17 protein-coding genes are annotated in these 20,301 nt (G+C 63.8%); 11 read left to right on the top strand and 6 right to left on the bottom strand.

The window, feature by feature from the left end; all coding sequences use genetic code 11:
- Position 1: 1 nt before the first annotated feature.
- From HU737_RS08420 to HU737_RS08405, 4 genes are all read right to left on the bottom strand, one after another.
- Positions 2–1,315: an MFS transporter gene (locus tag HU737_RS08420; RefSeq protein ID WP_186553337.1), complete on the bottom strand. Its 1,314-nt coding sequence runs from the start codon at positions 1,313–1,315 to the stop codon at positions 2–4.
- Between the two features lie 367 nt (positions 1,316–1,682).
- Positions 1,683–2,696 carry a 4-hydroxythreonine-4-phosphate dehydrogenase PdxA gene (locus HU737_RS08415; protein ID WP_186553338.1) on the bottom strand — a complete coding sequence of 338 codons (1,014 nt, stop codon included), beginning with the start codon at positions 2,694–2,696 and terminating at the stop codon, positions 1,683–1,685.
- Entirely contained in the window at positions 2,693–3,652 is a 960-nt protein-coding gene (locus HU737_RS08410; RefSeq protein WP_186553339.1) for an amidohydrolase family protein, read from the bottom strand. The genes HU737_RS08415 and HU737_RS08410 overlap by 4 nt, the downstream gene beginning before the upstream one ends.
- A complete protein-coding gene (locus HU737_RS08405; protein WP_186553340.1) occupies positions 3,645–4,970 on the bottom strand; it encodes an MFS transporter in 1,326 nt (441 codons plus the stop codon). Before HU737_RS08405 ends, HU737_RS08410 begins: the two co-directional genes overlap by 8 nt.
- 227 nt (positions 4,971–5,197) lie before the next feature.
- On the opposite strand from HU737_RS08405, the gene HU737_RS08400 reads away from it, so the two are divergent.
- From HU737_RS08400 to HU737_RS08365, 8 genes are all read left to right on the top strand, one after another.
- Entirely contained in the window at positions 5,198–6,208 is a 1,011-nt protein-coding gene (locus HU737_RS08400) for a tripartite tricarboxylate transporter substrate binding protein (protein ID WP_186553341.1), read from the top strand.
- Between the two features lie 20 nt (positions 6,209–6,228).
- Positions 6,229–6,759 carry a tripartite tricarboxylate transporter TctB family protein gene (locus tag HU737_RS08395; RefSeq protein WP_186553342.1) on the top strand — a complete coding sequence of 177 codons (531 nt, stop codon included), beginning with the start codon at positions 6,229–6,231 and terminating at the stop codon, positions 6,757–6,759.
- The gene (locus HU737_RS08390) at positions 6,756–8,279 is read left to right on the top strand and encodes a tripartite tricarboxylate transporter permease (protein ID WP_186553343.1); all 1,524 of its coding nucleotides are present in this window, start codon (positions 6,756–6,758) and stop codon (positions 8,277–8,279) included. Before HU737_RS08395 ends, HU737_RS08390 begins: the two co-directional genes overlap by 4 nt.
- A gap of 103 nt (positions 8,280–8,382) precedes the next feature.
- Positions 8,383–9,324, top strand: coding sequence for a LysR family transcriptional regulator (locus HU737_RS08385; RefSeq protein ID WP_186553344.1), 942 nt, complete (start codon positions 8,383–8,385; stop codon positions 9,322–9,324).
- 309 nt (positions 9,325–9,633) lie between these two features.
- Entirely contained in the window at positions 9,634–11,043 is a 1,410-nt protein-coding gene (locus tag HU737_RS08380) for a circularly permuted type 2 ATP-grasp protein (RefSeq protein WP_186553345.1), read from the top strand.
- Positions 11,044–11,046: 3 nt separating this feature from the next.
- On the top strand, positions 11,047–11,997 hold the full coding sequence (locus HU737_RS08375) for an alpha-E domain-containing protein (protein WP_186553346.1): 951 nt from the start codon (positions 11,047–11,049) through the stop codon (positions 11,995–11,997).
- Positions 11,994–12,773, top strand: a complete 780-nt coding sequence (locus HU737_RS08370) for a transglutaminase family protein (RefSeq protein WP_186553347.1) — start codon at positions 11,994–11,996, stop codon at positions 12,771–12,773. The genes HU737_RS08375 and HU737_RS08370 overlap by 4 nt, the downstream gene beginning before the upstream one ends.
- A gap of 78 nt (positions 12,774–12,851) precedes the next feature.
- A complete protein-coding gene (locus HU737_RS08365; RefSeq protein WP_186553348.1) occupies positions 12,852–13,586 on the top strand; it encodes a proteasome-type protease in 735 nt (244 codons plus the stop codon).
- 5 nt (positions 13,587–13,591) lie between these two features.
- Here the strand turns inward: HU737_RS08365 and HU737_RS08360 are convergent, their stop codons facing one another.
- Entirely contained in the window at positions 13,592–14,503 is a 912-nt protein-coding gene (locus tag HU737_RS08360) for a LysR family transcriptional regulator (RefSeq protein WP_186553349.1), read from the bottom strand.
- Positions 14,504–14,682: 179 nt separating this feature from the next.
- Between HU737_RS08360 and HU737_RS08355 the strand changes: the two genes are divergently transcribed.
- From HU737_RS08355 to HU737_RS08345, 3 genes are read left to right on the top strand one after another with little or no spacing between them, the layout of a single operon-like run.
- Positions 14,683–15,573, top strand: a complete 891-nt coding sequence (locus HU737_RS08355) for an NAD(P)-dependent oxidoreductase (RefSeq protein WP_186553350.1) — start codon at positions 14,683–14,685, stop codon at positions 15,571–15,573.
- Positions 15,574–15,576: 3 nt separating this feature from the next.
- Positions 15,577–17,094 carry an aldehyde dehydrogenase family protein gene (locus HU737_RS08350; protein WP_186553351.1) on the top strand — a complete coding sequence of 506 codons (1,518 nt, stop codon included), beginning with the start codon at positions 15,577–15,579 and terminating at the stop codon, positions 17,092–17,094.
- 5 nt (positions 17,095–17,099) lie between these two features.
- Positions 17,100–18,257: a M20 aminoacylase family protein gene (locus HU737_RS08345; protein WP_186553352.1), complete on the top strand. Its 1,158-nt coding sequence runs from the start codon at positions 17,100–17,102 to the stop codon at positions 18,255–18,257.
- Positions 18,258–18,956: 699 nt separating this feature from the next.
- Here the strand turns inward: HU737_RS08345 and HU737_RS08340 are convergent.
- On the bottom strand, positions 18,957–20,285 hold the full coding sequence (locus HU737_RS08340) for a DUF3100 domain-containing protein (protein ID WP_186553353.1): 1,329 nt from the start codon (positions 20,283–20,285) through the stop codon (positions 18,957–18,959).
- Between the last annotated feature and the right edge of the window lie 16 nt (positions 20,286–20,301).

Below are 20,301 nucleotides of genomic sequence, written 5' to 3'. Positions count from 1 at the left end.
ATCAGCCGGCCCGGGCAACTTCGAGCGGGGCTGGGGTGGGTCGGGAAGCTTTCAGTCGAGACAGCAGGCAGGCCCCCAGCACGCCGACCACGGCCAAGGCGAACATGCCAGCGCGGGGGTCGGCGAACAGGGTTTCGGTCAGGGTCTTGAGGTTCGGCGCAACGAAACCGCCGAGATTGCCCAACGAGTTGATCAAGGCAATGCCACTGGCGGCGGCGGCGCCGCTGAGGTAGCCGGTGGGCAGGGTCCAGAACAGCGGTTGCACGGCAACGAAGCCGGCGGCGGCGAAACAGAAGGCGACAATCACCAGTGCCAGGCTGCCAGCCAGCGCCGAGGCGGCAATACCCGCCGCAGCCATGGCCAGCATGACCACCGCCAGCTGCCGATGCAGTCCGCTACGGTCGGCGTAACGGGTGACCAGGCGGGTCACCACCAAGGCGCACGCCCAAGGGATGGCGGTGTAGAGGCCGACATTCAGGCTGACCTGGCCGTCGAGGAAGCTGGCGATGCGGGTCGGCAGGTAGAACACCACGCCGTACACGCTCATCTGCACGGTGAAATACACCAGGCAGAACTTCAGTACCTGGCGATTGCGCAACGCACCGAAAAATCCATGTGGTCCGTGGCCCTGTTTCTGCGCATCTTCTTCGGCCAGCTGCTGCTCCAGCGCCTGTTTTTGCGCGTCATTCAACCAGCGGGCCTGGGCTGGACGATCAACCAGGTAGAAATAGGCCGCAATCCCGACCAGCGACGCCAGCAGCCCCTCGACGACGAACAGCCACTGCCAGTTGGCCATGCCGAACACCCCCTTGAACTCCAGCAGCCAGCCCGACAGCGGCCCGCCCAGCACCAGCGCCAAAGGCAGACCGAAGTAGAACAAGCCCAGGGCCTGAGCACGGCTGCGGGCCGGGAACCAGTAGGTGAGGTACAGGATAATCCCGGGGAAGAAGCCCGCCTCGGCAACGCCCAGCAGGAAGCGCAGCACATAGAAGGTGGTGGCGTTGTCGGCGAACATCATCGCCGCGCTGACCAGGCCCCAGGTGACCATGATCCGGCACAGCCAGACGCGGGCGCCGAGACGGTGCAGCATCAGGTTGCTGGGCACTTCGAAACAGGCATAGCCGATGAAGAAGATGCTTGCACCGAAGGCGAACGCGGCGTCACTCAAGCCGGTGTCGGCTTGCAGGTAGGCGCGGGCATAACCGACGTTGGCACGGTCGATGAAGGCCAGTACGTACATCAGGATCAAAAAAGGCAGCAGCCGCGCACGACTGGTGGAAATGGCCGAGGCCAGAGAGCTGGCAGGGTCGTTCATGGAGGAATCTCCGCGTTTGCCTGGAGCGCTGGGTGCAGCGGCCAGGCAGGTTTTTATTGTTGGTGTTGGGGGCGACTTTAGAGGGGCCTTGCCGGCCTGGATAATCACTTATGCGTATCCATCGATAGCCTGAGGTAATACCTTTCGCTTGGTTGGTCGCGTTGGGGTTATCACCTGGACGTGCGGGTAGCAGGCTGTGCAGCCAACTGGCTGGAGAAGTTAGGAGCGTTGTTAGAGGCGGCCCTCCACGGGGCCGCCGGATGATTAGCTGGGAGGGGGTGGTGCGGCCTTCGCGGGCAAGCCCGCTCCCACAGGGCCCCGTACAAACCGTGGGGATTGAGTTGTGTCAGGCAAAGCCGCCGGGCACTCAGCGGGCGTTGCGGCCCATGCGACAGGCAATTTCGAAGGCCTGGCGGGTGGCACCGACATTGGCCTTGCCCTGCCCTGCGATGTCGAAGGCAGTACCGTGGGCTGGGGTGGTGATGGCGATCGGCAGGCCGCCCTGTACGGTGACGCCGCGCGAGAAGCCCATCAGCTTGATGGCGATCTGGCCTTGGTCGTGATACATGGTCACCACCGCATCGAACGCCTTGGCATCGCCCTGCACCTTGAGGAAGATGGTGTCGCCAGGATACGGGCCATCGGCATCGATGCCCTGCTCACGCGCCCGCTGCACAGCCGGGCCGATAATGTCCAACTCTTCACGGCCAAAGCTGCCGTTGTCGCCATTGTGCGGGTTCAGGCCGCACACCCCGATACGCGGGCGGACGAGACCGCTGCGTTTGAGCGCGGTGTCGATCAAGCCAATCGCTTCGAGCACTCGCTGCTGGCTGAGCAGGCCCGGCACCTCGGCCAGGGCCACGTGCGAGGTAACCCGCGAGGTCCACAACGCATCGAGCACGTTGAACTCGCAGAACGGCCCGGTGAAGTCCAGGTGCTCGGCAAACCAGTGCAGCTCGTCACTGTGGCCCATGCCTGCCAGGTGCAGCGAGGTCTTGTTCAGTGGCCCGAACAGTATCGCGTCGGTCTTGCCTGACTGGGTTAGCTCGAGCGCCACGGCCAAGGTATCCAGGCTGTAGCGCCCGCCAATCACACTGGCTTCGCTGCGCGCAAAGGCGCCCTGGGCCTGGCCGCGATACGGGTAGAGCAACGGCGTGTCATCGGCGAAGTCCAGGGTCTGCAACGAGTCGACCCGCCGATAGGGGAACTCGCAACCGGCGATCTGCATACCGCGGCGCACTTCGTCCTCATCGGCGATCAACACCACATGCGCCTGGCTGCGTACCTGCGCTTCGGCCAGCAGCCGGGCGATCAGCTCGGGGCCGATACCGGCCGGGTCGCCGAGCACCATGGCCAGGCGTGGAAGGGTTTGCTTGCTCATACGGGAGTCCTCATGTCGGGCGATAGCTGGGCATGGCGCAGGGTGTCGGGCACAGTGCGGTAGATCCGCCGTGCATTGCGCAGAAAAAGTTGTTCCTGGGTGGTAGGCGGCAAGTCGGCAACGATGCGCTTGAAGCCGCGGTAGATATCATCGAAGCTGCCGCACAGGCCATCGACCGGGAAGTTGCTGGCGAACATCGCCCGTTCGCTGCCGAACAGGGCGATGACCTGGCGCACGATCCAGGCGTTGTCCTCGACGCGCCACGGCTTGCCGGCCTGGCCAATGCCGGAGATCTTCACCGCGACGTTGTCGCAACGGGCGAAGCGCGCCATGGCCGCCTGCCAGTCGGCCAGGCCCTGGGCGCTGCGATCGGACGGCAGCCCGGCATGATTGAGAATCAGCAAGGTATTGGGGAAATCCCGCGCCAGGCGCGCCGCCTCGTCGAGGTTCCACCACGGCGTCTGCAGGTCGAAGTGCAGACCATGGCGACCCAGCTCGGCGTAGCCACGGCGCCACTGCTCATCGCTCATCAAGCTGTGCGAACGGCCGACCTGGTCGGGCTGGGTGGGCCCACCCGGTTTGTGCCGAACGCTGCGTACCCGCGCAAAGCCCGCTTGGGCTGCCAGCACCTGCGGGGCATCGTCGGCATCCAGCCAGGCCTGGGCAACCACCGCATTGGGCGTGCCGTAGCGGGCAGCCAGAGCATGGATGAAGCGGGACTCGCCGATGGGGTCGTTTGGGTCCCACTCCGTTTCCACGTACACCGTCTCGACCACCTGGTGCTCGCCCGCATCGGCAAAATAATCCTGCGGGAAGTAACGGCGCTTGAGCGCGCTGTAGTCGCCGTAGCGAAACGGGATATTGGCACTCGCCGCCAACCACGGATGCGGGTTGTTCACGGGGTCCCAGAAATGATGGTGGGCATCGACGATTGGCCCGTCGTACAACTCAGCCATGGTTAACCTCGGTCTTGTCCAGAGCGATCAACAACGTGCCGACGATGAACAGCGCCGAACACAGGGCAAAGAAGCCGAGCACCGCCGGGTAACCGCCCAGGTGCTGCAGCAGAACGCCAACCAGAATCGGCACGACGATGCCGCCCAGGCTGCCGGCGAGGTTCATCACGCCGCCGATCAGGCCTACCCGCGAGGGCGCGGCGAGCAACGCTGGGAAGCTCCAGTAGAGGCTGCCCCACATGAGGAAGAACGCCGTCAGCGACAGCAGCGCTACAGCGGCATAGGCATTGCTCAGGCCAGGCAGCAGGAGTAACGCGCACAGCGCCACCAGGCCGGAAAAGGTCAGTAGCCCCTTGGCCGCCAGGCCTCGGCGCACGCCCTTGCGGATCAGCATGTCGCACAGGAAGCCGCCGACCAGCGAACCCAGCGCACCGCACAGGAAGATGATGAAGGTGGCAGCGCCGATGCCTTTGATATCAAAACCGCGGGCATGGGCCAGATAGCTCGGCCCCCAGGTCAACAGGCCGAAGAACACCATGGCCCAACTGGCGCGCCCGAGCAGGATGCCGGTCAGCGAACGTGGCGCGATGCCCAGGCCTTTAGCCTGTTGCTGCGCCGCTTCAGCGGCTGGTACGGCGCGCCCACCATTGATTTGCTCAAGCTCGGCGGCATTGACCGAGGCATGTTCGGCGGGGTTGTCGCGCAAGTAGTGCCAAGCCAGCCAGGCCATGGCCAGGGTGGCGATGCCGGCGACGAAAAAGGCGATGCGCCAGGAGCCGAGCACAGCAATCAGGTAGGCAATGATCAGCCCGCCAAGCGCAGCCCCCAGCGGGCCGCCGCAGTCCATCAGCACGGCGCCGCGGCTGCGCTCGCTGGGGCCGAGCCAGAGCGAATTGAGTTTGCCGCCGGAGGGAAACAACGGCGCCTCCGCAGCGCCCAGCGCCACCCGCGCGAACATCAGTGACAACCCGCCCGTGGCGAATGCCGCGAGGGTCTGGAAAGCCCCCCATAAACCCGTTGACCAGCCGATCACCCGGCGCGGACCAAAGCGGTCGATCAACCAGCCGCCAGGGATCTGCAACAACGCATAGGCCCAGAAGAAACTGCTCAGAATCAGCCCTTGCATGCTCGGCGAAAGTTCGAATTCGGCGGCAATGGTGGGCATGGCGATCGACAGCGATACACGGTCGATCAAGTTGATCACCGTCAGTGCAAAGATGATGGCGAAGATGCGCCAGCGCACGTTGCTGGCCTTCAGCGCGACTGCTTTATCGGCTGAACGCGCAGCTTGCAGCACAGCCGTTTGTGCCTGAGCCATAGGAGCTACCTCTGGTTGTTATTGTTGTGATCCGGTCGTTGCCGGCACAGCGACTATGGCCGGCGCAACGATAACCGTCTAATCAAAGCTGCTCATACAGCCATTGCCTGAGGTTATCGCTCAGCTATAACCCAGGGCTATCGATGTATGCCTAACTTTGAATAGACGCTTATCGGTTCCCTTCGCACACTGCGGCTACCCATAACAAAGACAACAAGAGGTCACCCATGCGATACGCCTACGCGCGTCACCTGTCGTCGTTCCTGGCCACCTGCGCCCTGCTCAGCGCCCCCGCCCTGCCCGCCCTCGCCGAGGCCTGGAAACCCCAGAAGAACGTGGAGATCGTGGTCGCCGGCGGCCCGGGCGGCGGCACCGATCAACTGGCCCGGCTGATCCAGTCGGCGATCAGCCAGCATCAGCTGCTGGACGTCAATACCGTGGTGCTCAACAAAGGTGGCGGCAACGGCGCCGAAGCCTTTCTCGACATGAAGCTGGCCCAGGGCGATGCGCACAAACTGGTGATCGGCACCAACAATGTGTACCTGTTGCCGCTGGTGGCCAAGCTCGGCTACCAGTGGACCGACCTCACGCCAGTGGCAGCGGTGGCCGAGGACGACTTCATTCTCTGGACCTATCAGGATGCACCCTGGGCCGATGCCGCAGCGTTCAAAGGCGCGTTGGCTGATGGCGGCAAGCTGCGCTTTGGTGGCAGCCAGTCGAAAGATGTCGACCAGACCCTGGCCCTGCTGATCGGCAAGCAGGTCGGCAGCAAGCTCACCTACATCCCGTTCAAGAGCGGCAGCGAGGCTTCGATCCAGTTGGCCGGCAAGCACATCGCGGCCAACCTCAACAACCCCGCCGAAAGCCTCAGCCAATGGCGTGGCGGCCAGGTCAGGCCGCTGTGCGTGTTCAGCCACGAACGCATGATCTACCAGGAAAAGGTCACCGCCGAGCAGTCCTGGGCCGACATCCCCACCTGCCATGAGCAGGGCCTGGGCATCGATCAGTACCGCTTCCCGCGCACGGTGTTCCTGCCGGGAGCGATCAGCGAGGCGCAACGCAGTTTCTATGTCGAACTGCTGCGCAAGGTCAGCCAGACCCCGGAGTTCAAGGCCTATATCGAGCGTTCGGCCCTGGCCCCGACCTTCCTTGAGGGGCAGGCGTTGGTCAGCTACATCGAACAGGACCGTGAGCGGGTCATCCCGCTGTTCCAGGATGCCGGCTGGCTGCGCCAGTGAACCTTGCAAGGGAGAGCACCATGTCCAGCCCCTCAGACACACCGCTGGTTGCCACCCGCTGGGTGGAAACCGGCCTTGCCCTGTTCACCGGCGCATTGGGCGCCATCCTCATGCACGGCAGCCTGGCGATCGGCATCGGCTGGGGCGATGCCGGCCCCGAGGCCGGCTACTTCCCCTTCTACATCGGCCTGCTGCTGAGCTGCGCCAGCCTCGGCAATCTGCTGCTGGCATTGCTGCGCCGCCCAGCGGTTGCTGAATCCTTCGTCGGCCGCCAGGCGTTTCGCCAGGTGCTGGCGGTGTTCCTGCCGATCGTGGGCTTTGTCGCCGCCATACCGTTCACCGGTATCTACCTGGCCTCGATCCTGTTCATCGCCTGGTTCATGTGGCGCGCACGGCGCGCAGGTCAGGGCCATCGCTGGCTGACCATGGTGCTGGTGTCCTGCGGCGCCGCACTGGCCAGCTACCTGATCTTCGCGTTGTGGTTCAAGGTGCCGCTGCCAGCTGGCCTGCTGGGTGACGTGGCCAATGTGCTGGGAGGGCTGCGGCCATGAGTGAAATCGACTCGTTGATGCAAGGCATGAGCCTGATCCTCAGCGCACATCACCTAGGCCTGATGGTGGTCGGCGTGCTGCTGGGGATTCTGGTCGGCGTGCTGCCTGGGCTGGGCGCACCGAATGGCGTGGCGCTGCTGCTGCCGCTGACCTTCACCATGGAGCCGGTGTCGGCGATCATCCTGCTGTCGTGCATGTACTGGGGGGCGTTGTTCGGCGGCTCGATCACCTCGATCCTGTTCAACATACCCGGCGAACCGTCGTCGGTGGCGACCACCTTCGACGGCTACCCGATGGCGCGCAACGGCCAGGCCGGCGAAGCGCTGACCGCCGCGTTCACCTCGGCGCTGCTCGGCGCGCTGGTCGGGGTGTTGCTGCTGACCTTCCTGTCGACCCATATCGCCCGCTTCGCCTTGCAGTTCAGCTCACCGGAGTTCTTTGCCGTCTATCTGCTGGCGTTCTGCACTTTCATCGGCCTGAGCAAGAACCCACCGCTCAAGACCCTGGTAGCGATGATGATCGGCTTCGGCATGGCCGCCGTCGGCATGGACACCGTGTCCGGCGAACTGCGCCTGACCTTCGAGCAACCCTGGCTGCTCTCGGGGCTCAGCTTCGAGGTGGCGGTGATCGGCCTGTTCGGCATCGGCGAAATCCTCTGCACGGTGGAGGAAGGGCTGGTGTTTCGTGGTGAGCGGGCGCGCATCACGCCGATGGTGATCCTGCGCACCTGGGCCAAGCTGCCGCGCTACTGGCTGACCTGGCTGCGCAGTGCGCTGGTCGGTTGCTGGATGGGCGTCACCCCAGGCGGGCCGACCGCCGCCTCGTTCATGAGCTACAGCCTGGCGCGGCGCTTCTCGAAAAACCGCGAGCGCTTTGGCAGTGGCGAGGTGGAAGGGGTGATCGCCCCGGAAACCGCCGACCACAGCGCCGGCACCAGCGCCCTGCTACCGATGTTGACGCTGGGCATCCCCGGCTCGGCAACCGCCGCGGTGATGCTCGGTGGCCTGATGATCTGGGGGCTGCATCCAGGGCCGACGCTGTTCGTCGAACAGCACGACTTCGTCTGGGGGCTGATCGCCAGCATGTACCTGGGCAACGTCGTCAGCCTGATCGTGGTGCTGGCCACGGTGCCATTGTTCGCCTCGATCCTGCGCATCCCGTTTTCGATCATCGCGCCGATCATCATCATGGTCTGCGCTATCGGTGCCTATTCGGTGCACAACTCGATGACCGATGTCGGCCTGATGCTGATCTTCGGTGCGCTGGGCTATCTGTTCAAGAAGCTCGGCTATCCGATCGCCCCGCTGGTGCTGGCGGCAGTATTGGGCGACAAGGCCGAGGACGCCTTCCGCCAGTCGATGCTGTTCTCCGACGGGCAGTTGGCGATCTTCTGGTCCAACCCACTGGTGGCCAGCCTGAGCAGCGCGGCCCTGGTAATGCTGTTCTGGCCGCTGTTGGCCAAGGCCATCGCCGGTCTGCGTAGCGTGCTCGGGCGCAAGCTGGCCCGGCGCCCGGCATAACCTTGCAGTCGCCACCGCCTTGAGGGCGCACCTGCCCCGCGGCGGTGGCGCCCTCCTCCATTTCTTGTCAATCTTGGCCTCCCCTATGCCCACGAGCCAGACCATGTCCCGCATCCCCGACGCCAACATCATCCACAGCCGGCTGCGCCTGCGGCAACTGCGCCTGATGCTGGCCCTGGACGAACTCGGCTCGCTGCGCCGCGCCGCCGAAGAGATCGGCATGACCCAACCGGCCGCCACCAAGATGCTCCACGAAGCCGAGGACCTGCTCGGCGTCGAGCTGTTCGAACGCCTGGCCCGCGGTATGCGCGCAACGCCGTTCGGCGAGACGCTGATCTACTATGCGCGGATGATCTTCGCCGAGCTGTCGGGCATGCGCGAAGAAATGGTCGCGCTGGAATCGGGCAACCTCGGCCGGGTCACCATCGGCGCCATTCCTGCACTGGCCTCAGGCTTGCTGACGCGTACCATCGCTACCCTCAAGCAGAGCCACCCACGGCTGTCGATGAGCCTGCAGGTGGACACCAGCGATGTCCTGGTACAGGCCCTGCAACAGGATCAGCTGGATGTGGTGCTGGGGCGCATCCCGAGCAATGCGCGTACCGACGATTTGCAGTTCGACAGCCTCGGCGAAGAGGAGCTGTGCGTGATCACCGGCGCCCAGCACCCGCTGGCCAAGGTGAAAAAGATCGCCTGGACCGAGCTGCAGGAAATGACCTGGGTGCTGCAACAGCATCCAAGCCCGATGCGCACCATCGTCAACCAGGCGTTCCACAACGCCCGGATCGACTTGCCCAGCAGCATCGTCGAGACCACCTCGATCATGACCTTGCTGTCGTTGCTGCAGCAGACCGACATGATCGGCATCACCCCGCGCTCGGTGGTCGACGACTACCCAGGGCGGCACTTGCTGGCGGTGCTGCCGATCCAGCTTGAGCCGCGCCTGCCGCCTTATGGGTTGATTACCCGGCGCAATCGCGTGCAGTCGTCAGCGATGCAGACGTTCATGGCGGCGGTGCGGGCTGAGCAAGGGCGTTCGACCTGATCTTGGTTCAGGCCAGGCACCACTTAGGGTCATCTTCACAGGCAACGTCCGCCGCGCTCTGTTTTGATGCATTTTCAATAATGCCCAAGGCGTGGCAAAGCCGGCGACGCCCGGCCATTGGCCAGTAATCCACTCAATAGGTCCGCTTTTTTGATAGCAAACAGCGCACATCGGCTGTTTGTTGCACGTTCTGCACTTATCACCCCTGCCCCAAGCGTTTCGGCATCGTCATTGCAGTGCTGACTTGCAGCGCCCTGCAATAGCGCCGCCGACGATAAGAATGCCGACTAGACGTGGCAAGGAGTGGGTATGTCCCGAGCGTTTTTCAATGAAATGTATGAGGCTAACGGAAGTTGCCGCCCACATTATCAAGCCTTCGCCCGCTGGCTGGCGAACACCCCACTGGAGCTGCTGGAGCAACGTCGGCGCGAGGCCGACTTGCTGTTTCATCGTGCCGGTATCACTTTCACGCTGTACGGCGACAAGCAAGACACCGAACGCCTGATCCCGTTCGACATCATCCCCCGCAGCATCCGCGCCAGCGAGTGGCGCACCGTCGAGCGCGGCTGCATCCAGCGGGTACAGGCGCTGAACCTGTTCCTGCAGGACATCTACCACGACCAGCGCATCCTCAAGGCCGGCATCATCCCGCCTGAGCAGGTGCTGGCCAACGAGGGCTACCAGGTCGCCATGCAGGGCCTGCATCTGCATCGCGGCCTCTATGCGCATATCACCGGGGTCGACCTGGTTCGCGACAGCGATGGCACCTACTACGTGCTGGAGGACAACCTGCGCACCCCCAGCGGGGTCAGCTACATGCTCGAAGACCGCAAGATGATGATGCGCCTGTTCCCCGAGCTGTTCGCCGCCCAGCGCATCGCGCCCATCGACCACTACCCCAACCTGCTGCTCGACACACTCAAGAGCGCCAGCCCGCTGGACAACCCTACCGCAGTAGTGCTCACCCCGGGGCGCTTCAACAGCGCCTACTTCGAGCATGCGTTCCTGGCCCGCGAGATGGGCATCGAACTGGTCGAAGGCGCCGACCTGTTCGTGCGCGACGACCATGTCTACATGCGCACCACAGCCGGGCCCCAGCAAGTGGACGTGATCTATCGGCGACTGGACGATGAGTACCTCGACCCCTTGTCGTTCAACCCCGACTCGATGCTCGGCGTGCCCGGGCTGATTGCCGTTTACCGGGCAGGCAACGTGATCCTGGCCAATGCCGCCGGCACCGGGGTCGCCGACGACAAGTCGATCTATCCCTATGTCGACGAGATGATCCGCTTCTACCTCAGCGAGGAGCCGATTCTGCGCAACGTGCCCACCTGGCAATGCCGCAAGCCGCAGGACCTGTCACACGTGCTGGCGCACTTGCCGCAGTTGGTGGTCAAGGAGACGCAGGGCTCCGGTGGCTATGGCATGTTGGTCGGGCCGGCGGCGAGCGCTGCGCAGATCGAGGATTTTCGGGCCCGCATCAAGGCCCGCCCGCACGCCTACATCGCCCAGCCCACGCTGTGCTTGTCGACCTGCCCGACCTTCGTCGAAAACGGCATCGCGCCACGCCACATCGACCTGCGCCCGTTCGTCCTGTCGGGCAGCGAAACCCGCCTGGTGCCGGGCGGCCTGACCCGGGTCGCCTTGCAAGAAGGCTCGCTGGTGGTCAACTCGTCGCAGGGCGGCGGCACCAAGGACACCTGGGTGGTGGAGGACTGACCGATGCTCTCAAGAACCGCTTCCGATCTGTACTGGATGTCCCGTTACCTGGAACGCGCCGAGAACCTTGCGCGCATGCTCGAGGTCAGCTATTCGCTGTCGCTGATGCCCCAGGCCGGGCGTAGCGATGGCCACGCCGAGCTGGCCATGTCGCTGCTAGCCTCCGGCACCCTGGACGACTACATCCGGCGGCATACCGAGCTCGACACCGAGCGCATGCTGCACTTCTTCGCGCTCGATGCGACCAACCCCAGCAGCATCTACTGCTGCCTGCAGGCCGCCCGAACCAACGCCCATGCCGTGCGTGGCCGGATCACCGCCGACATGTGGGAAAACATCAACGCTACCTGGATCGAGATGCGCAATATTGCCAGCAATGGCCTGGGGCGCTACGGCATCAGCCATTTCTGCGATTGGGTCAAGGAACGCTCGCACCTGTTCCGTGGCGCGACCTCCGGCACCATCATGCGCAACGACGCCTACAGCTTCATCCGCCTGGGCACCTTCCTCGAACGGGCGGACAACACCCTGCGCCTGCTCGATGCGCGCTACGAGATGTTCGGGGAAGCCTCCGAGGAAGTCAGCGACGACTCCGCCCGCGGCTACTACCAATGGAGCGCCTTGTTGCGCGCGCTGACCTCGTATGAAGCCTTCAATGAAATCTACCGCGCCCCACCCAGCGCCCGTCCGGTGTCCGAACTGCTGTTGCTGCGGGTGGACGTGCCACGTTCGCTGCACGCCTGTATCGAAGAGCTCGACCTGATCCTCGCAGGGTTGCCCGGCAGCACCGGGCGCGCCGCCCAGCGCATGGCCGCCGAACTCAATGCCCGCCTGCGCTACACCGCAATCGATGAAATCCTCGAAGCCGGCCTGCACCTGTGGCTGAGCGATTTCATCGAGCGCATCAACCGGCTCGGCCAAAGCGTGCATAACTCCTATCTGGAGGTCGTATGAAACTGTCCATTCGCCACGACACCACCTACAGCTACGCCAGCGACGTGCGCAACAGCATCCAGTTTCTGCGCCTGACCCCGCGCAGCAGTGAGCGCCAGCGCATTCTCGAATGGCAGCTGGACCTGCCCTGCAAGGTCAACAGCCAGATCGACCCCTATGGCAATATCCTGCATGTGCTGACCCTGGACAAACCCCATGGCCACCTCGCCCTCACGGCCAGTGGCCGGGTGGAGATCGACCCGGATTGCGAATGGGAGGCTGGCAGTCAGTCGCCCTTGCCGTTCCTGCGCAGCAGCCACCTGACCCAAGCCTGCGATGCCCTCAAAGCCTTCGCGGTGCAGCACTGCGGCGAGCAGCGCGACCGGGCCGCACTGACCGCGCTGATGCAGGCCTTGGCCGAGCACATGCCGTATAGCCCGGGGGCGACTTCGGTGGGCACCACGGCCATCGAGGCCTTTGCTGGCGCTGCCGGGGTCTGCCAGGACCATACCCATGCGTTTCTGGCCTGCGCACGCAGCCTGGGTATCCCGGCACGCTATGTCTCCGGTTATCTGTGCACCGAGGACCAAGACCACCTGGCCAGCCACGCCTGGGCCGAAGCCTGGGTTGACCAGGCCTGGTACAGCTTCGACATCACCAACCGGCTGACCCGACCGGAACGGCACCTGAAGCTGGCGATTGGCCTGGACTATCTCGATGCCTGCCCGATCAGGGGCGTACGCCGTGGTGGCGGGGTCGAATCGATGATGGCCAACGTCCAGGTGCAGCGCCAATAACCCTCTGTCGCTGCACAAACAGATCCCGTCGCATCGAGCGCGGCGGGATCATCCAATCCAGATAACAAGGGAAACAGCATGACGTACTGCGTCGCTATGCACTTGGCGGACGGGCTGGTTTTCATCAGCGACTCACGCACCAATGCAGGCATCGACCAGATCTCCACCTTTGGCAAACTGTTCGTGTTCAGCGTGCCGGGCGATCGGCTGATCGTGCTACAAACCGCTGGCAATCTGGCCACCTCGCAATCGGTGATCAACCTGCTCGAACAACGGACCCGCGCCACTGGCAGTCACCTGCTGAATGTCGCCACGCTCTATGACGCCACGGTACTGGTCGCCGAAACCCTGCGTGAAGTTGTGCTGCGCGATCGCAGCGTACTGACCGAGGAGATCGAGCTGAGCAGCTCGTTCATCGTCGGCGGGCAGATCGCAGGCGCGCCGATGGGCATCTACAACGTCTACGCGCAGGGCAATTTTTTCCAGGCCACGCCAGACACGCCGTTCCTGCAACTGGGCGAGAGCAAGTACGGCAGGCCGATTCTCGATCGTAACCTCAGCTATTGCACCCCGCTGGATGAGGCGCTTCGCTGCGGCCTGATCTCGTTTGACTCCACTATCCGCAGCAACCTCTCGGTGGGCATGCCACTGGATCTGCTGGTGTATCGCAAAGACCGCTTGCAGGCCATGGAGCGCTTGCGCATTACCAGCGACGACCCTTACTACCGGCAAATTCGCCAGCAATGGAGCGATGGCTTGAAACAGCTGCTAGCCGAGCTGCCCCCTCCGCCACGCGACTACCTGGCAGAGTGATGCGTTCAAGGCTGCGCCTTGAACGCGGTCATGTCCTGCAAAAGCATGCTCAATAAACGACTGGCGCCGACGCTCAACTGCCGGCCCAGGCGGCTGATCAAGTGGGTTTCCGGGGAGCTGAACACTTCGCTTTGCAGCGCCAGGGCGACCAGATGGCCGCTGCGAATCTCTTCTTCCATGACGAAAGTTGGCATCAAGGTCACCCCGCCGTACATCGAAAAGCGCTTGAGCATGGCGAAGGTGCCGCAGGTCAGCGTTGGCTTGAGGGTGATGCCCAGGCGATGCTCGGCCAGGGTGACGATCTGGCGAATGCCGTAGGACACCTCTGGCAGCGCCAAACGATAGTTGTCCAGGCCCTTGAGCGGTAGCGGCGCGGTTTCCTTGGCCAGCGGGTGATCGGGGCTGACGGCCACGCACACCGGTTGCTGGGTGTGGGCATGGGAGCGAATCTTCGGATCGCCTGGCGGGTTGAACACCAGGCCCAGATGCGCTTCGTCCTCGACCACCTGGCGAATCACTTCATTGGTGCCGCACACGTTCACCTGCAGGTCGATGCGCGGATATAGCTCGGAAAACCGGCTAAGCGGCGCCGCCAAGCCATCGATGAAGCCCTCGCCCGCCGCCAGCACCACAGAACCGCTCTGCAAGCCGCGCAGCGCCTGCAGCGAATCGAGCAACACTTCCTGCTGCGACAGGCGCTGACGGTAGTAATGCAGCACCCGATCGCCCGCCTCCGTGGGCTTGACCCCACGCCGATGCCGTTCCAGCAGCGGGCTACCGAGTTCCTGTTCGAGCTGGGCGATCTGCCGGCTGACCGCCGACGGCGCCACGTCCAGGTAATCGGCGGCGGCGCGCACGCTGCCCAGCTTGACGGCCTCGAAGAAGTAAAGAATGCGGCGATCCTGGACGACGCTCATAAGGCTCCTGTGTGTTGCGCTAAAGGCAACAGAATTTCATTTCAGTGATTATTGCTGCGATCACAGAGGGCTGTCCATACTCGACCCATCAGCCCAGGGCGACGTCGGCAGCGCTTGCACACCGGCCCGACGGGGTTGCTTCACCCAATGCGGGCACATATTCGAGGATGAGTATCTCCATGACTTTGAAAGTAGGTGTGATCGGGCTTGGCAACATGGGCCGTGGCATGGCCGCGACCCTGGCGGGGAAAGGCTTTGACGTGAGTGGTTTCGACCTGTCGGGCGCAGCCCTGGCCCAGGCGGAAAACCTCGGGGTGAAATCGGTCGGCGTATGCGCCGAGCTGATCCCGGCGGTCGATGTGCTGATCCTGTCGCTGCCTAAAGCGGAACACGTCGAAGCCGTGTGCCTGGGTTATGACGGCATCCTCGAGCTGGGCCGTGCCGGCCTGGTGGTGATCGACACCACCACTTCTACCCCCGAGACCAGCCGCAAGGTGGCCGCGGCCCTGCGCGAGCAGCGCATCGGTTTTATCGACGCACCGGTCTCCGGCGGCCCCAAAGGCGCTGCCACTGGCACCATGTCGATGGTGATCGGGGCCGAACCTGGCGACCTCGCCAAGGCCACGCCGGTGCTTGAAGCCATGAGCGGCACCCGCGTGCATATCGGCAGTGTCGGCGCCGGCAACGTTGCCAAGATCGCCAACAACATGCTCGCCGCCGCGCACCTGATCAGCACCGCCGAAGCCGTCAGCATGGCGGCCAAGGCCGGCGTCGATCCCGAGAAACTGCTGCAAGGCCTGAACGCCGGCTCCGGCCGTAGCGGCGCCAGCCAGGTGATGTTCCCGACCTGGGTACTGAACAAGGCCTATGACTCAGGCTTCACCATGGGCCTGATGCGCAAGGACGTCGGCTTGGCCAGCGACCTGACCGCCAGCCTGGACCTTGACCTGCCACTGTCGCGCCTGGTCGCGCAACTGTGGCAACAGAGCAGCCAGACCCTGCCTGATTCCGACGATTTCTGCTGCATCGTGCAGCGCACCGACAACGCTTTGTTTGGCCGTGGGGAATAACCGATGAGCACTGAAACAATCAGCCAACTGATGCGCCCGTTCTGGGGCGATCGGCAAGTGATCGCCAGCTACGTGGGCGGTGAGTTCATCGAAGGTCATGGCCAAGCGGTAGAGGTGCGCAACGCCCACGACGATAGCCTCATGCTGAGCTTCCCTGACGCTGACGAGGCCTTGGTAGCGCAGGCAGACAGCGCCGCCAAGGCCGCCCAGCAACAATGGTGGGGCATGACCGGCCAGGCGCGCGGGCGCGCCATGTACCAGATCGGCGCACTGATTCGCCAACACGCCGACAACCTGGCACTGATCGAATCGCTGACCGCCAACAAGCCGATACGCGACGCCAAGGTCGAAGTGGCCAAAGTCGCCGAGATGTTCGAATACTACGCCGGCTGGGCCGACAAGCTGCATGGCGAAGTGATCCCGGTGCCAACCTCGCACCTCAACTACGTGACCTACGAACCACTGGGCACCGTGCTGCAGATCACCCCGTGGAACGCACCGATCTTCACCTGCGGCTGGCAGATCGCCCCGGCGATTGCCGCCGGTAACGCAGTCATCCTCAAGCCATCGGAACTGACCCCGCTGTCCTCGCTGGTGGTCGCAGTGCTGATCGAACGTGCTGGCGTGCCCAAGGGCCTGGTCAACGTGGTGGCCGGCTACGGCCACAGCATCGGCCAGCAATTGATCGCCAAGGCCGATATTCGCAAGGTGGTGTTCGTCGGCTCGCCTGCTACTGGCCGCCACATCGCCGTCGCGGCGGCGCAGCGCTGCATCCCTGCGGTACTGGAGTTGGGCGGCAAGTCGGCCAATATCGTCTTCGCCGACGCTGACCTTGAGGTCGCCCTGCGCGGCGCCCAGGCGGCGATTTTCTCCGGTGCCGGGCAAAGCTGCGTATCTGGGTCGCGCCTGCTGGTACAAGCGTCGATCTTCGACAAGTTCACCCAGGCCCTGGCCAAGGCGGCCCAGCAGTTCACTGTTGGCGACCCGAGCGACCCACACACCCAGATCGGCCCGATCAACAACGCCAAGCAGTACAACCATGTGAAAAACATGGTCGAACGTGCCTTGGAAGATGGCGCCCGCCTGGTTGGCGCAGGCGCCGAGCCGATCCCGGCCAAGCCTGGCTACTACATCAACCCGACCGTACTGGCGGGCAACAACGCGCTGTACTGCGCCCAGGAAGAAATCTTCGGCCCGGTGGTGGTTGCCATCCCGTTCGAAGACGAAGCCGATGCCATTCGCATCGCCAACGACAGCCGCTTCGGCTTGGCCGGTGGCGTCTGGACCCGCGACGTAGGCCGTGCCCACCGCGTGGCCAAACAGGTGCGCGCCGGTACCTTCTGGATCAACGGCTACAAGACCATCCATGTCAGCTCGCCCTTTGGCGGCTACGGTGAAAGCGGTTATGGCCGCTCTTCGGGCCTGGACGCGCTGCGCGAGTACAGCGAAGTGAAAAGCGTCTGGGTGGAAACCGCTGCGGTTCCCGCCGCAAGCTTTGGCTACGGCGCGAGCCTGGAGTAACTAACATGAGCATTTCAGCCAACTTGATCAAAGACGCCACCAGCTGGCGGCGTCAGTTCCACTCGGCGCCGGAGCTGGGCTTTCAGGAAGTGCAGACCAGCGACAAGGTCGCCGAGCTGCTGACCAGCTTCGGCATCGAGGTGCATCGCGGCCTGGGCGGTACCGGCGTGGTCGGTACCCTGCGCAACGGCGAAGGCCCCAGTATCGGCATCCGCGCCGATATGGACGCGCTGCCGATCCAGGAGCTGGGCCAGTGCAGCCACAGCTCCAACCACAAAGGTTGTATGCATGCCTGTGGCCACGATGGGCACACGGCGATCCTGCTGGCCACGGCACGCCACCTGAGCGAAACGCGCAACTTCAGCGGCACCGTGTATTTCGTGTTCCAGCCGGCCGAAGAAAACCTCGGTGGCGCGCAGAAGATGATCGAGGACGGCTTGTTCGAGCGGTTCCCGATGCAGTCGATCTACGGCCTGCACAACTGGCCAGGCGTCCCGGCCGGCAAGGTGCTGGTCAATCCCGGGCCGATGATGGCTTCGCTGGATACCTTCGAGATCACCCTGACCGGCAAAGGCTCCCACGCCGCCATGCCCGACCGCGGCTTTGACCCGATCGTCGCCGCCGCAGAGCTGATCCTGGGCTTGCAGACCATCACCTCGCGGCGCCTGTCGCCACTGGACAGCGCGGTGATCAGCGTGACCCAGGTCAATGCCGGCGAAGCGATCAACGTCATCCCCGAGACCGCCACCCTGCGCGGCACCGTGCGCTGCCTGCAAACGCCGGTACGCGAGAAGGTACAGCAGCTGATTGGCGAGTTCGTCGCACAGATGCCGAGCGCCTTCGGCGTCCACGGCGCGCTGACCTACAATGTCGGCTACCCGGTGACTGAAAACCACGTGCAGCAGGCGCAGATCATCAGCCAGGCCGCGCAGTTGGCGCTGGGTGAAGACAAGGTGCAGTTCGGCTGCCAACCGTCGATGGCCTCGGAAGACTTCGCCTTCATGCTCCAAGCGTGCCCGGGTGCCTATATCTGGATGGGCGTGGACGGCGAGCAGCCATCGGCGGCCCTGCATAACCCGTACTACGATTTCAACGACCAGGTCATCGAGCCAGGCGTTGCCGTGTGGACCGCTTTGGTCGAACAGAACCTGCCGGCTCGCTGAGCCTTCTGCATCAGGGCATGCGGCGCATGCCCTGATGACATCTTCACTATCCCTCCTTGAAGCAACCGAAATTGCTGCGTAGATGCCTGTGCTTTTCGCAGCGTCGGCTGGACCTGCACGTACTCAGATCAACAGCCAGCAAATCACCGAGATCTGGCGCAAGCTAAAGCCAACTTTTGATTGTCTATTTAGTGTTGCTTGACCCGGCCTCTTCGCGGGCAAGCCCGCTCCCACAGGTAGCGCGCTGGCTTCGAGGTCAACGGGGTGCCTGTGGGAGCGGGCTTGCCCGCGAAGAGGCCGGTTAAGACACCACAAAACCTAGCGCTGAGCATCGTGTGCAGAACGCTTCAGTGCAGGCAGGATTCAATGATTGGCTTGCCCATAATCATAGATCTCACACAGGTACCGCTGCGCCCCTGAAAACGGCGCTATCCCTGTGGGAGCGGGCTTGCCCGCGAAGAGGCCAGAACATCCACCCTCACACTTTCAACAGATAACACCAGCCCAGGCGCCGCCACCCACTGCGCGACTTCAGCAGGGAAAGCGTGGCAACCTTCTAACCATTAACACGCAACACTTCTGGCCGCAGACCTTGGTATCGAGCATCGCCAGCAATTGGCAAATGGCAGATAGCAAAACGGCCGACAAAAGTCGGCCGTTAAGGTAGCCCGCGCACGTGGGCTAGCGGTTAACGCGCTGTCAGTGGAAGAACTCAGCAATCAGCACCGCGCCAATGAAGGTGCCGAAGTTGGCCAGGAACGATACCAGCACAATGCGCCAGCCCAGGCGGCGGAACGCTGGCAGGTCCTTGGCAATCGACAGACCGGCGAACGTCAGCATCGGCGTGATCACCGCCAGCATGTTGATCGAGTTGGTCAGGCGGGTCACTTCAGCGGCCCATGGGCACAGCGGCGAAGTCAGGAACATGGCAACCACCGAGACCGTGCACACCGCGGGGATTTTCCGGCCCAGCAGGCTGCACAGCATTTCACCGGCAAACACGGCACCGATCATGATCGCCATGCCGGCGAAAGCTTCTGGCGACAACACCTGGTAGCCGACGTAGTTGGCGATCAGCGCCAGGGCACCTGCGGCAAACCAGGCGCTGACGCGACCGACCCAGCCCAGCTCGTGGCTTTCCAGCGACACGTCGCTGCTGCTTGGACCCTGGTCGATCACCGAGGCCTTGGTGGTGCGGCCGATCAGCGGCTCCAGCACACGGTAGCCCCACACCGCCAGCGGCAGCGAGATGAACAGGGTGAAGTAGGTGCCCAAGGTGGTGGTGATCAGGTTGGCAGCGGCGGCCAGGGCCATGACTTCCTTGGCCACTTCCGGCGTTTGCTGGGCGGCGATGGCACCTGCCGCGGCAGCCATCATGCTGCCCGAACCGATGCCCGAACCCATGGCCAGCGAATTGGGGTGGAAGATCCCCAGGCTGGTGATGAAGCCGGCAACGATAGCGATGAACAGCGCGCCGAACAGGGTACCGGTGAGGTACTCGGCCAGCACGCCACGGCCCTCTGGGGAGTCCATGCCGTAGCGCTCGCCGATGATAGCCAAGCTTGGCTCGCGGCCGACCGAGAAGGTCGCGCCCACTGCTTCACGCTTGATCCCCAGCAGCAACGCGACCGGCAACCCGAGAATCACCGTGCCGACGAAGTGGCCAAATTCCTGAAACACCAGCGCCCAGCCCGAGGCGAATACCACCGGCAGCGAACCGCCGACGACCAGGCCGAGTTTGGCGATGAACACCAGCAGTGCAGGCTGCAAGATGGAGGCAGCGCGCACTTGCGCACCGGTGTCGACGCCGATGGTGCCTGGCATGCGTCGGCTCATGATGCCGATACCGGCGCCGATCAGCAGCGCCCAGACCATCGGCAACAACACCACTTTGCCGGGCCCCAGGGGAATACTGATAGCGCCGATCAGTTCAGCCGCGATCAAGATGATCGCGGCCCAGATGTACAGCTTGACCGTGGCGGAAGTCGCGCTGTTTTCGCGCATGGCGAGTGTGTCGGTGTGTTGCATGTGAGTCCCCTTGCCT

Origin of the sequence: Pseudomonas urmiensis (genome assembly GCF_014268815.2) — a bacterium.
GTDB classification, from domain to species: Bacteria; Pseudomonadota; Gammaproteobacteria; order Pseudomonadales; family Pseudomonadaceae; genus Aquipseudomonas; species Aquipseudomonas urmiensis.
Note: the sequence above shows the minus strand (reverse complement) of the source record. Positions and strands in the feature narration are given on the sequence as shown.